Here is a 13,308-nt window from a genome sequence, read left to right on the forward strand (position 1 = left end):
TCCCCTATGAATGACTCCCAGATAATTCAGTTAATCAATGAAGGCAATCAAGAATATTATGGAGAATTAATCCAAAGACATGAACAGAAGATACTAGTCTTTATACATTACATGTTGAAAAATAATTCTTCAATGGAAGTATTAGCTGAAGATTTATGTCAAGAGACATTTATTAAAGCATACAAAAATCTTAATAGTTTTCGCGATAAAGAAGCAACATTTACTACTTGGTTATATACGATTGCTAGAAATACCGTTTTAAGTGAATTAAGAAAATCCAAAAATAAAGGTCAATATTTAGAGGATATAAACATTATTCCTAAAACGGAAGCAGACGAATTACCTGAGTATAAATTACTTAAAAACGAGCGTATTCATCTTGTTAGAGAAGCGATTAACACCTTGCCAGAGACTCAGAGGATGGCTATAATTCTGCGTGAATATGAACAGCTCGATTATAAGCAGATAGGCGAAATTATGGATTGTTCAGTCAGTGCAGTAAAATCGTTAATATTTCGTGGTAGGTCAGCAATAAAAAGCAAACTCGAGAAGTATATAATTTCGGGTTCAGAATAACCTTGAAAGGAAGATTGATATGAATTGTCAACAAGTGCAGTCAATGCTCTTAGATTTCATTGACTGCCAGCTAAATGTTAGTGATGAACAATTAGTTAAAGAGCATATTAGCGTGTGTGAAGAATGTAAAGCTAAATATCTGGATTGGAAACAAACACTTACACACATTAAGGATACTAAAGCGCTAGTATACAGTGAACCTAACTGTGCTTCTATAAAAAATGACGTAATGAGACGAATAGAAGTATTTGAAGGTCAAAAAAGAGTATTTAAGAGAAATATTAACGTTTGGAATCGCTTAGCTAGTATAGCTGCTGTGTTTGCAATTATGTTTATAGGGTATGCAGGCTATAATCAATCGATAACACCCGAACAACCAAGCACAATGTTAGCTATCGAACAACAAATGAATACTGATGAGTCTCAGGAGAAAAAAGGAGACGTAGTTAGAATAGCAAGTAATGATGATACTACTATTGCAACGAACACTTCTCTAAAGACAGTAGCACCTTACTCATTAGGTGGTATCTTCCTTGGAATTGGAGCAGCATCGATTGTAATGAGAAGAAAATTAGAAAAGCAACTGCAAGATATATTAAAATAATAAATCTACTACATATACAGTAATAATCACAGTACATATATCATAATATTACCAATACAATCACATACAAAAAAGTGATCATTCATAATTGAATGATCACTTTTTTGATGTATATTTGATCCTTAGCTAAACAACTTAGTGTATAGACCCCAAACCATAACTACTGCTACAGAGATTGGAATAATGTATCCTACAAGTATAGTATACCAGTTTCCAAATACGATAGTTCCCTTTGGAGAGTTAATTTCTTCAACTGCGTTCTTAGTCTTCCATACATGGGCAGCAAAGATTGCTGTTAATAAACCACCTAGTGGAAGTAAAATATCACTTGCAAAGAAATCGTAAGTATCTAAGATATCCATTCCTAAGAATGTAACATTACTCCATAAACTCATACCTAGAGTTGGTGGTAAACCAGTTAAGAAGATAATTCCACCAATTGTTAAAGCAGCCTGCTTACGAGTCCAACCTTTTTCGTCAACAACCCAAGCTACTACAACCTCTAATAGAGAAATTGCTGAAGTTAATGCTGCAACACTTAATAATAGGAAGAACATAAAGCCAAAGATTGTACCAGCTGGCATTGCAGCAAATACTGCAGGTAAAGTCATAAATGCAAGACCAGCACCACTTGCAGGGTCAAAGCCTAATGCAAATACAGCAGGGAAGATTGCGAAACCTGCAATGATTGCAACCCCTGTGTCTAATCCTACTACCCAACCAGCGCTATCAGAGATATTATCTTCACGCTTTAAGTAACTACCATAAGTAATAAGAGCACCCATACCTAAACTTAAAGTAAAGAATGATTGACCAACTGCTCTTAGGAAGGTTTCACCAGTTACATCACCTAAATTAGGCGTTAAGAAGAATGCTACACCAGCTCCAGCTCCTTCTAATGTTAAACCTCTTACTACTAATACAATTAATAAAAGGAATAAAACTGGCATTAGGATTTTAGTTGCGCGTTGGATTCCGTTAACAACTCCAGAAGCAATAATCCCAATAGTTAATGCCATAAATACTGCGTGCCAAATGATTGGTGGCCATACACTTGTAATATGACCTACAAACATACCAGTAAAGTCATCACCAGCATTAAAACCACCTAGTGCTTTAAATACATAAGCCAAAGACCAACCTGCAACGATAGAGTAGAATGATAGGATTACAAATCCTGCTAAAACTCCCATTGCTCCAACTAACCACCAAGGTGAGTTAGGTGCAAGTGCTTTGAAAGCACCCACTGGGTTTTTCTGTGTTTTACGACCAAGTGCAATTTCAGTCGTTAACAGAGGATAACCAATTAAAAAGATAGTTACTAAATAAATAAGTACAAATGCAGCTCCACCTTCGGTACCTACAACATAGGAGAAACGCCAAATGTTTCCAAGACCTACAGCAGAACCAGCGGCAGCTAGGATAAAGCCTAAATTCGACGTCCACTGCTCACGTGCCATTAAAAAACCTCCTTAAAATATAGTAAATTAATTCTAGTACATTTTATGATAAATTTCCTATAAAATAAAATATGAAATTAGAGCATTTTATGCCTTTAGAACACTAAAGGATTACAATAAATCAATATATCTTACAAATTCGGTGCTTTTTATCAAATTTTCAAACTATTCAATCTTATGAGACAATTATATGAAATTTAAAATTTACTATGCTATTTTATAATTTACTAGGGGAATATCTTCTACTGTTTGAATATATTACTTATATACGCTAAGAAATAACAAAGGAGGGGAACGTTATAGCTAATAGTGTAAGTACTGAAGATAAAAAACAGTTTTTACGGTGGTTTGTAAAGAATTATGTCTTGCAAAGTAGTGAAGCTACTTGGCTGCTAACATATCTATGCTCTGATTCCGAATTATTAAAGCGGATACACTTTGTAGAAGAAGCTAATTTGTCCTTACGTACACTAATTATTTCAACAACCTGTGTGAAAATGAAACCCTTTGTATTTTACAATAAGAAAAAGATCCTATATAACGTAGAAGAAACTTTTATGGAGATTTATGAGAACATAGAAGATGATATATACATCGTTTTGTACTTTAAAGATAGGCAAAACTCTCCTGAATATGCTTCGATAATGGAAAGAAATTCAAAACCTAAAATTAACAGCTCCATAACCATCCAGGCCGATATTGTTATTGATCAAGCTATTTTACGTTACAAAGTATATGACTTATATAAGAAAATAGATGATGCTATTGATAAACACGATAAAGCTATGTTTACCAAGTTAACTGAGGAGCTGCAGATACTACTTAGCCATAATAATTTAGCCGATTTTACTCCTTTAAAAAGCTAAAACTCGATAAAAAGTTTTAGCTTTTTTATTTTTATATTTTTTTGTTAAACAAGTAGTATTTTAAATAATACTTCATACACATAGAGTAGAGGAGGGGAGAGTACTATGTACATTTATATGGGTATGAAAAAATTATTGGTGATTACTTTGTGTATTTTTCTGATAAATATTAACTTTGTAACGATAACCTTGGCGAGTGATAACTCTTCAAGAATTACAAATAATGGACAAAACATAAATGATTACTCATCCCAAGTAATCTATTTCATTAACCATGAGAAATATGCTCAAGCGAAAGAAGTTTTGTTACAGATGATTAATTACTATTTAAGTATGGTTAGTCAAGTGGATATATCTCTAGAAGCACATAATGCTTATACACAACAGTTATTAGTTGTTAAAAGTGAGCTTTCTAGGGGTAATATAAATAGGTTGCTACTAATAGAGGAAAGCTATAAATTACATATTGCGTCCGAAGTTTTAAGTAAGCAAAGTTATACAGAATTTGCAAAGCAAATGGATTTGTTCCATAAAAGTGCCGTTAATTTGTTAAATGAGCTTGATAAAAACAGTGATAGTGAAATAAACAATATGGTTAATGAGCTTGAAGAAAATTTCTTAATTGTCAGTATTGCTATGCAAATTATGTATCCGCAAGAGTATCACAATCAAATAAGCTCTATTATCAATTATTTGAAAAAAGTTGACTCTAGGCAAATCCAAAGCGCTAAAGAAGCTATAGAATATTTAGCAACAACACTAGAGAAATTAAATGACCATGCACAACAAGCCCATGGGCAGTTAGTATATACAACAATGACACCACAATCTTATTTAATGGGAATTTCCGCTGTCACAGCTATAGCAATCATGACAATATTCTGGAGAAGGTGGAAACTAGCAAGCTAAGTTAAACAATAATAAATATGAGGAATGAGAATAGCAAAATAGCTAGCTTTCTGCTGGCTATTTTTTTGTACATGTTCAAGTTGTTTATTTAGCGAAGCCTTCTCCAAGAACCTCTCTAACATCACTAACAATTACAAAGGCGTTTTCATCTATCGATTGCACGAGATTTTTTATTTGAACTACTTCAGATCGGTTAATAACACATAATAGTACGTCTTTGTCGTTACCAGTATATCCTCCCCTTCCCTGTAAAAGGGTAGTGCCACGACCTAAGTTATTAATAATCTTTTCTGTAATCTCTTTTGATTGATTAGAAATAATAATTACAGCCTTGGCACTATAAGCACCTTCCTGTACAAAATCGATTACTCGACTAGTAATAAACAGGCCCACTAATGAATACATAGCAATTCTATTGCCAAGAAATAAAGCAGATGTTGCAATCACTAAAATGTCTATTGCAAATATAGTCTGTCCTAAGCTAACACCAAAGTATTTCTGCATAATCCGAGCTATTATATCAGCGCCTGCAGTGGTGGCACCATTACGAAATATAATACCAAGTCCAAGGCCTGTTGTAACACCAGCATATAAAGCTGCAAGTAATAAATCATCGGTAGGAAGCCTAACATTAGCAGTCAGCTCAATAAATACTGATACTAAAACAGTACCGAAGATTGTATATAACAAAAATTCTTTGCCTAAAAACATTCTTGCAATAAAGAATAAGGGTATATTTAAGATTAAGATGACCCACCCTGTAGGTAATTCGTATAGATAATGTAGCAATATAGCGATGCCAGTAAATCCACCCTCGGCTAAGCTGTTGGCTATAGTAAAGGCATTTAAGCCCAATGAAAAAATCAAGGCACCGATTGTTATCATCAATATTTTATAAATTATTTTCATATTGTTCCTTCAATTCTCATTTTTGACTTAATTATAGTATTAACGCATTTATTCAGAAAAAAACCACTTACCATATAAATTGACACTAACGATAATGTAGGTTAAGATTTTTTTAAATTAGGGAAATGATATTAAATATACTACGGAAGAGTTATTTAACTATTATTAATAAATTGATAGGAAATGAAGGAGGAATATAGATGGACGCTAATATTTTTGTTCATGAAACTGAAGACAAGGCTAAATATCTGAATAACCAACAATATGATTTAACTATTATAGGTGCAGGACCTGCTGGTGCAACAGCAGCAATGTATGCAGCACGTGGAGAAGCAAAGGTACTTGTCTTAGACAAAGCACCTGGAACTGGTGCGTTAGCTTTGACACATAAGATTGCTAACTACCCTGGTATGATGGAGGAAATGACAGGGGAAGAACTTGTAACTAAAATGAGGCAACACGCTAAGAGCTTTGGAGCCACATTTGTACAAACCCACGTACAAGGTATTATGAATGGCGAAGATATGAAATCGATTTTTACAACAGACGGAATTATACAAACTAAGACTATCTTCATAGCAATTGGGGCTAGGGGAGGTAGAAAGAATAAAATAATCGGTGAAGATACATTTGTCGGCCGTGGTGTAAGTTATTGTGCTACGTGTGATGCATCATTTTATAAGAATAAAACCGTAGCTGTCATTGGTGATAATGAGGAAGCTGTTGAAGAGGCAATGGTATTAAGCAAATTTGCAGATAAAATATTATTTTATATACCTGGTAAAACACTTGCAGGTTCATTATCTATTGATACCTTAAAGGATAATCCAAAAATTATAATCAAAGAAAAAACAAAAATTAAAGAAATTAAAGGAACAGATACGGTAGAAGGTATTGTAACTGCAGAGGATGAAGAGATAAAGGTAGACGGAGTATTTATCTACCTATCAGGTAACCAACCAAACACTGAGTTTGTAAGTTCAATTGTTGATACGACTGAAGATGGATACATAAAAGCAAATGAATATATGGAAACCAACATACCAGGAATCTTTGCAGGTGGGGATATAAGAAAGCCTCCAATCAAACAAGTTGTCATTGCCGCTTCAGATGGTGCGATTGCTGCCATGTCAGTGGAGAAATTCATTCACAAAAAATCATCAGTCAAACCTCAATATAGCTAACCAGCTTAAATATGATGAGCTAAGAAGTGGGTGTTTTTTACTCACTTCTTTTACATAACTTGGGAGGTTAATCATGGCTAAAACAATGCAGGAAATACAAAAAGAAGTAGATACTTATATCAGTCAATACGAGGAAGGGTATTTTCCGCCGATGTCACTTATAGTAAGAATGACAGAAGAGCTTGGGGAATTGGCCCGTGAAGTAAATCATGTTTATGGTGAGAAAAAGAAAAAGCCTATTGAAGAAACAGGCAGTATAGAAATGGAGCTTGGTGATTTGTTATTTGTTATCATTTGCATGGCAAATCAACTTAATATAAACTTAGATGAGGCATTTCAGAAAGTAATGCACAAATACAATACCAGGGATAAAGAGCGCTGGACTAAAAAAACAACATGAAATTTAGCAAGTATAATGCTACAATAAGTCTATAATATTTGGATATTAAATGAGGAGTGTTACAAATGGATAAAATTAAAGTTGCTGTATCAGGAGCTAATGGGAAAATGGGTCAAGAGGTACTGAGGATGGTCATTAATGATCCTGAATTAGAGCTTGTTGCCGCCATAGACCTTAAGATGTCAGCCATTGATATTGGACAGGTTATAGGTCATGAGCCAATCGGTATTAATTTCGATAACGATATTGAGCAAGCATTGACACAAAAACAGCCTGACGTACTTGTTGATTTCACGAATCCACAAGCTGTACATAATAATGTAAAAACTGCAATTAAATATAACGTGTGTCCAGTAGTAGGGACAACAGGTTTACAAGCTGAAGATATTGCTGAATTTAATCGTTTATTAAAGCAGCAAGAGCTAGGTGGTATTTTTGCTCCTAACTTTGCTATTGGAGCTATCTTGATGATGCGCTTCGCTGAACAGGCGGCAAAATATATGCCTAACGTTGAAATCATCGAGTTACACCACGACCAGAAGATTGATGCACCGTCAGGAACTGCCTTGAAGACAGCAGAAATGATTAAAGAGGTTCGCAGTTCTTTTAAACAGGGATTAGAGGATGAGTTTGAAAAAGTTCCTGGTTCTAGAGGGGGCGAATACGATGGTTTTCGTATCCATAGTGTTAGATTACCAGGATTCATTGCCCATCAAGAAGTTATCTTCGGTTCTAGTGGACAGGTTTTAACAATTAAGCACGACAGTATTCATCGTGAATCATTTATGCCAGGTGTAAACTTAGCAGTGAAAAAAGTAAAAGGCTTTGTTGGTGCGATATATGGCTTAGACAAATTAATTGACTAAAAGAATCGGATGTGATTTAGCTTGAATGTTGGTATACTTTGTTATCCATCAGTCGGTGGTTCCGGGGTTCTGGCTTCTCAGTTAGCAAATCATCTAGCGAATCGCGGACATAATATACATGTTATTACATACGATAAACCATTTAAGCTAAAGGAAGATAAGAATATATACTTTCATAAAGTAACTACTAATAATTATGATTTATTCAAATATCCACCCTATGACTTTGCTTTGGTAAATAAGATCGTTGATGTATATCATGAATATAATCTTGATTTAATCCATGTGCATTACGCAATACCCCATGTTATTAGCGCATACTTAGCTAAACAAATGCTTAGCAAACATAAAGATATAAAAATTATTACAACCTTGCACGGTACTGACGCTTCAATTATGGGATATGACAAAAGTATAAGAGGTTTATTGGAGTTTGGATTAGAGCAATCTGATGCTATAACTGCTGTTTCACAGAATTTGGCGCTAGAGGCTGCTAACGTTTTTTCCATAGACAAAGAAATTATTACTATTTACAACTTTGTGGATTCTAACGAATATGCTTCAGCGAAATGTACACAACATCTAAGGCAACAGTTTGCAGATAATGATGAAAAAATTATTATCCATGTTTCAAATTTACGAGCAGTAAAAAGACCGTTAGACTTAATAGATGTCTATCTTATGCTAAAAAAGAACTTGAACTGCAAGCTACTCATTGTCGGCGTAGAAGCAAATGGTAAGCAGTTAAAGGAATTAATTGATACATATAATCTATGTAACGATGTATTTCTTCTCGATTGCAAATATGATATACAATCGCTATTAGCTATTAGTGACCTATTTCTATTAACCTCAGAGAAGGAAAGCTTTGGTCTTGCTGCCTTAGAAGCAATGGCGACAGGGTTACCTGTTGTAGCAACAGATACTGGAGGTCTTCCAGAGCTGATTATTGATGGAGAGACAGGTTGTTTAGCCCCAGTAGGCGACATACAGCTGCTAGCTGACTTATGTATGCGGATTTTAACTGATAGCAATTTATATAACAAGTTATCATTACAAGCGAAAGAACGTGCTGTAGATACTTTTAATCATGAGAAAATAATTACAGAATATGAGCAACTGTATTTTGACGTACTTAATAGGAAGTAAATCATCTTTTTTTCAATTCATAGAGAATCTTACTTATTAGTACGAGCATTCCAACATACTTGCGCATAGGATCACCTCTTTGATTAGTATATTACTATATAATATAGTCATTAAGCCCAAAGTGTTAACGTTGAATGGAGAATATATGTGAGTAATGCTATGAACACAAAAAGCCTTATATTGCAGCAGCTTAAAAATGCTACCGATTACATTTCTGGCGAAGAAATTAGCAACCAACTTAACATCTCTAGAACTGCAGTATGGAAGCATATTCAAGAGCTGAAGAAGGCTGGTTACAATATCAATTCATATACTAAAAAAGGCTATATATTAACTTCTAGCCCCGACAGTATTGCAAATGAAGAAATCACACCTAACCTTAAAACTGCTCAGTTTGGCAGCAGCTATATTTATCATCATTCAATTGACTCTACCAATATATCTGCAAAATTTTTGGCAGAGCAAGGTGCAAAAGAGGGCACTGTAGTTTCTGCTGAAGAACAAACAAAGGGTAAAGGTAGGCTAGGGAGGTTATGGCAATCACCAGTAGGCCAAGGATTGTATTTTTCTATAATCGTTAGGCCGCAGATACCAGTTTATCTAGCACCGCAAATTACCTTAGTAGTAGCAAGTGTGATTGCGAAGGTACTCAATGAGAAATACAACTTACATGCAGTTATAAAATGGCCTAATGATATCCTAGTAGATAGTAAAAAGCTAGCAGGTATCTTAGTAGAAATGTCATCAGACATTGATAGAATAAATTATGCAGTGCTTGGAATTGGGATTAATGTTAATAATCCTGAAGCAGCCTTTACTAAAACAGATACCAAATATCAACCAACATCAATGTTTAATGAACTAAAAACAAAAATTAACAGATCTGAATTGTTAACTACTTTATTGGCGGAATTAGAAATAGCCTATCATACATTTATTGAATCTGGCTTTAACACCTTTAAGCCAATCTGGGAAAGCTATGCTTTTTCAATAAATAAACAGATACAAGTAACAACTGCTAATCAATCACTAACAGGGACCCTTACAGGTATTGACGAAAGCGGGGCCTTACTATTAGAAATTAACGGCGAAAAGCACACTATACATAGTGGTGAAATTATACTTTAAACGTATTCTTTCTTGCAAAGTGTAAGCTTTCCATATATACTAGCTGAATAAGGTGGTATCCATGGGAACTGCACTTACTTGATTTATTTATCATGTGCAATATATTTATAACCCTAGGATAAGTCTGCCTTCTAGCAAATTGCTAGAAGGTTTTATGTTTTTTAGCTACTTAGTAAAGGGGATTGTTACTATGAAAAAAGTTACCACTGCTACAATTAGAAATAAAAAGGGCAAAGAAAAAATCTCCGTATTAACTGCTTATGACTATCCTACAGCAAAAATCTTAGACGAAGCAGGAGTGGACATATTACTTGTAGGTGATTCATTAGGTATGGTTGTTTTAGGTTATGACTCAACCGTTCCCGTAACATTATCTGATATGATACACCACGGCAAAGCAGTTGTACGGGGTGCAAGTCGCGCTTTCGTTGTTGTAGATATGCCATTTATGAGCTATCACATATCTATTGCTGATACAATGAAGAACGCTGCTGAAATTATGCAGAAAACGGGTGCAGCAAGCGTGAAGCTTGAGGGAGGCGTTGAAATCTGTGATACAATTTCAGCCCTAACTAATGCAGGAATACCAGTTATGGGCCATATAGGTTTACTGCCGCAATCCGTAAACCAAGTGGGCGGTTATTCGATTCAAGGTAAAACAGTTGATGCCGCTAACAAATTACTACAAGACGCCATAGCCCTAGAGCAAGCTGGAGCCTACGCAATCGTACTAGAATGTATTCCTTACCAGTTAGCAAAAGCAATCACAGAACAAATAGGCATTCCTACGATTGGAATAGGTGCAGGCGTACACTGTGATGGTCAGGTTTTAGTAACGAATGACATGCTAGGCTTATACGATAATTTCACACCAAAATTCGTTAGACAATATACAAAGCTTCACGAGAGTATTAAAGAAGGTGCTAAGCAGTATATAGAAGAGGTACGTACAGAAGCTTTTCCAACTATGGAGCATAGCTTTGAAATGAAAAATGATGTATATCTTAAACTTTACGGAGGTAAATAAATTGTTACCGATAATATACACCATTCCTGAAATACGAGAAGCTGTTCAAAAACTGCGAATGCAAAATAAAAAAATTGGCTTTGTCCCTACCATGGGCTATTTACACGATGGACATATATCATTAATCGAACAATCAAAACAAGAGAATGATGCGACCATAGTAAGTATTTTTGTAAATCCAACACAATTTGGAGAAAACGAAGATTTTTCTAGCTATCCGAGGGATTTAAGGCGCGACATCAGCTTAATTAACGATAGTATTGACTATTTATTCGTACCTACTGTTGATGTAATGTATCCAGGTACATCCTATACCAATGTAATAGTAAACCACTTCACAGATGGACTATGTGGTGACTCACGCCCAGGGCATTTCAATGGAGTGTCTACGGTAGTAACGAAGCTCCTTAACATTGTAACTCCTGATTGTGCTTACTTTGGCCAAAAGGATATTCAACAGCTATTAGTCATAAAACAGCTAGTTAAAGACTTAAACATAAATACTACTATTAAATCCTGTCCGATTATTAGAGAAAAAGATGGATTAGCCATGAGTTCAAGAAACGTCTATCTTACTGATGACCAAAGAAAACAGGCTACCATTATATATAAATCATTACAGCTTGCTAAGGAGCTAGTAGCTAAAGGGGTCAGCGATGCTGATACAATTACCAGTACTGTTCAAAAGGCTATAAGCTCTGCTTCCTTAGCCCGCATAGATTATATTGAGTTAAGAGATATAGATACCTGGGAACAAAGTAAAACAATAAATAATACAAAAGCTGTGTTAGCAGTTGCTGTGTTTTTTGGATCTACTAGACTTATAGATAACATTATATTAGAAAAGGGGAGTGCATAAGATGCTACGAACAATGATGAAATCAAAGCTACATCGAGCTAAAGTAACAGAAGCAGACTTAAACTATGTAGGTAGTATTACTATAGATCAGGACTTATTAGATGAGACAGATATCCTACCAAACGAAAAGGTCAGCATAGTTAACAATAATAATGGTGCTCGCTTTGAAACTTATGTAATATCAGGACCAAGGGGCAAAAAAGAAATCTGCTTAAATGGAGCTGCCGCTCGCCTTGTACAACCAGGGGACACAGTAATTATTATCTCTTACGGTGTCTATACAAATGAAGAAGCAAAAACCCATATTCCAAAGGTGGCAATCATGAACGAGCAGAATGAAATTGTAGAATTCATTGAGCAAGAGCCACCTTCAACAGTGAAATAATATAATCAAATATCTAAACCACTTATACTCTTTTTAAGTAGAAAACAACTACTTTTAGGGAGTATTTTTATTTTCTGAATGTCGATAGCTGTCTAACTATCTAATTTCCTAAGCAATAAAAGCTTAAATAGCTAATGTTTTTATATGAAACTAGCCTATCGATACATTTATCCTTGTCGCAATTTGACATCTTTTGTCGATTAAGCAGGAATATGGTATTTATTGTCGAATGGTACTATAGGCAACATTTTTTGCTAATTTATTGCTAAAATGAAACGCGAATTTCCCGTTTGTATTGCAAAAATACCGTTTTGTAATAGAAAGTTTGGTTTTGTAATTAAAACGCACCTTTTGTAACTAAATATCCCATTTTGAAAACAAAATTCCATAGTAGAGTTATCTTATCAGGTTCAAATTTGCTATAATTAGTGTGTAAGAACGAATTTTTGCACATGATAAATAAGGGATCAACTTTCGGTCGATTTTTTGTAATCGGAAATTCCACCCTTGTTTACAGCTATATATTTTTCATTTGCTGGTGACAAATATATTCGTTTTTATATATTATTTTTTGAGAAGCTTTGGTGTTAGATTTATGTCTTCAGCTGCAACTGAAACATATCCCATACTACCCAGAATATCTTCTCCATAGTAAAAGCTGAACGCGTCGTATGGACTCCTGTCGTTCAGCTTTTTGCGTTTATAAGAGTTTACATGGTTCATAATCAATAGAATGTCATCCTGTGTTAAGTCATTAAAAGATTTCCCTTTTGGCAATATTCTTCTTATTAAAGAGTGATTAACTTCTATTGAACCTTTTTGGTAAGGAGCACTAGGATCACAATAAAACAGGTGACTTCTATGGGTTCCCGCTGCTGAGTATTCTATGGCTTTAGGGTTGGAGAATTCACTGCCATTATCAGTAAGAATTACTGGGAAAAGCTTCTTATATGTTGATTTACCAAGGGTTTCATACATGTCACTAA

15 protein-coding genes are annotated in these 13,308 nt (G+C 34.7%); 12 read left to right on the plus strand and 3 right to left on the minus strand.

All coding sequences use genetic code 11. The features are described from left to right. Positions 1 to 6 precede the first annotated feature (6 nt). Together BHF68_RS03475 and BHF68_RS03480 are read left to right on the plus strand one after the other, a co-directional pair. Positions 7 to 576, plus strand: coding sequence for an RNA polymerase sigma factor (locus BHF68_RS03475; protein ID WP_069642224.1), 570 nt, complete (start codon positions 7 to 9; stop codon positions 574 to 576). A 19-nt stretch (positions 577 to 595) separates the two neighbouring features. Then, positions 596 to 1,180 carry an anti-sigma factor family protein gene (locus BHF68_RS03480; RefSeq protein ID WP_069642225.1) on the plus strand — a complete coding sequence of 195 codons (585 nt, stop codon included), beginning with the start codon at positions 596 to 598 and terminating at the stop codon, positions 1,178 to 1,180. A 122-nt stretch (positions 1,181 to 1,302) separates the two neighbouring features. Here BHF68_RS03480 and BHF68_RS03485 read toward each other — a convergent pair whose 3' ends face one another. Further along, the gene (locus BHF68_RS03485) at positions 1,303 to 2,640 is read right to left on the minus strand and encodes a sodium-dependent transporter (RefSeq protein ID WP_069642226.1); all 1,338 of its coding nucleotides are present in this window, start codon (positions 2,638 to 2,640) and stop codon (positions 1,303 to 1,305) included. A gap of 299 nt (positions 2,641 to 2,939) precedes the next feature. Here BHF68_RS03485 and BHF68_RS03490 point away from each other — a divergent pair, with 299 nt between their 5' ends. Together BHF68_RS03490 and BHF68_RS03495 are read left to right on the plus strand one after the other, a co-directional pair. After that, positions 2,940 to 3,506 carry a YpiB family protein gene (locus tag BHF68_RS03490; RefSeq protein ID WP_069642227.1) on the plus strand — a complete coding sequence of 189 codons (567 nt, stop codon included), beginning with the start codon at positions 2,940 to 2,942 and terminating at the stop codon, positions 3,504 to 3,506. Positions 3,507 to 3,611: 105 nt separating this feature from the next. Continuing rightward, positions 3,612 to 4,415 (plus strand): sporulation protein YpjB, encoded by an 804-nt coding sequence (locus BHF68_RS03495; RefSeq protein ID WP_069642228.1) that lies wholly within the window; start codon positions 3,612 to 3,614, stop codon positions 4,413 to 4,415. Between the two features lie 84 nt (positions 4,416 to 4,499). Here BHF68_RS03495 and BHF68_RS03500 read toward each other — a convergent pair whose 3' ends face one another. Next, positions 4,500 to 5,324, minus strand: coding sequence for a YitT family protein (locus BHF68_RS03500; protein WP_069642229.1), 825 nt, complete (start codon positions 5,322 to 5,324; stop codon positions 4,500 to 4,502). 200 nt (positions 5,325 to 5,524) lie between these two features. On the opposite strand from BHF68_RS03500, the gene BHF68_RS03505 reads away from it, so the two are divergent. From BHF68_RS03505 to panD, 8 genes are all read left to right on the plus strand, one after another. Further along, positions 5,525 to 6,508 carry an NAD(P)/FAD-dependent oxidoreductase gene (locus BHF68_RS03505; RefSeq protein WP_084019168.1) on the plus strand — a complete coding sequence of 328 codons (984 nt, stop codon included), beginning with the start codon at positions 5,525 to 5,527 and terminating at the stop codon, positions 6,506 to 6,508. A gap of 73 nt (positions 6,509 to 6,581) precedes the next feature. After that, complete coding sequence (locus tag BHF68_RS03510; RefSeq protein ID WP_069642230.1) at positions 6,582 to 6,908, plus strand: nucleotide pyrophosphohydrolase; 327 nt, start codon at positions 6,582 to 6,584, stop codon at positions 6,906 to 6,908. A 65-nt stretch (positions 6,909 to 6,973) separates the two neighbouring features. Continuing rightward, a complete protein-coding gene (gene dapB / locus BHF68_RS03515) occupies positions 6,974 to 7,774 on the plus strand; it encodes a 4-hydroxy-tetrahydrodipicolinate reductase (RefSeq protein WP_069642231.1) in 801 nt (266 codons plus the stop codon). Positions 7,775 to 7,795: 21 nt separating this feature from the next. Next, positions 7,796 to 8,923, plus strand: coding sequence for an N-acetyl-alpha-D-glucosaminyl L-malate synthase BshA (gene bshA, locus BHF68_RS03520; RefSeq protein WP_069642232.1), 1,128 nt, complete (start codon positions 7,796 to 7,798; stop codon positions 8,921 to 8,923). 147 nt (positions 8,924 to 9,070) lie between these two features. Beyond that, entirely contained in the window at positions 9,071 to 10,051 is a 981-nt protein-coding gene (locus tag BHF68_RS03525) for a biotin--[acetyl-CoA-carboxylase] ligase (RefSeq protein ID WP_084019169.1), read from the plus strand. A gap of 190 nt (positions 10,052 to 10,241) precedes the next feature. Next, positions 10,242 to 11,078, plus strand: coding sequence for a 3-methyl-2-oxobutanoate hydroxymethyltransferase (gene panB, locus BHF68_RS03530; RefSeq protein WP_069642233.1), 837 nt, complete (start codon positions 10,242 to 10,244; stop codon positions 11,076 to 11,078). 1 nt (position 11,079) lies between these two features. Further along, positions 11,080 to 11,937, plus strand: a complete 858-nt coding sequence (gene panC, locus BHF68_RS03535) for a pantoate--beta-alanine ligase (protein ID WP_301553588.1) — start codon at positions 11,080 to 11,082, stop codon at positions 11,935 to 11,937. A 1-nt stretch (position 11,938) separates the two neighbouring features. Beyond that, positions 11,939 to 12,322: an aspartate 1-decarboxylase gene (gene panD, locus BHF68_RS03540; protein ID WP_069642234.1), complete on the plus strand. Its 384-nt coding sequence runs from the start codon at positions 11,939 to 11,941 to the stop codon at positions 12,320 to 12,322. Positions 12,323 to 12,886: 564 nt separating this feature from the next. On the opposite strand, the gene BHF68_RS03545 is transcribed toward panD, so the two are convergent. Continuing rightward, on the minus strand, positions 12,887 to 13,308 hold a 422-nt coding region (locus BHF68_RS03545; RefSeq protein ID WP_141706213.1), incomplete at its 5' end, for an IS30 family transposase.

This window comes from Desulfuribacillus alkaliarsenatis (assembly GCF_001730225.1).
In the GTDB taxonomy this organism is placed as follows: Bacteria; Bacillota; Bacilli; order Desulfuribacillales; family Desulfuribacillaceae; genus Desulfuribacillus; species Desulfuribacillus alkaliarsenatis.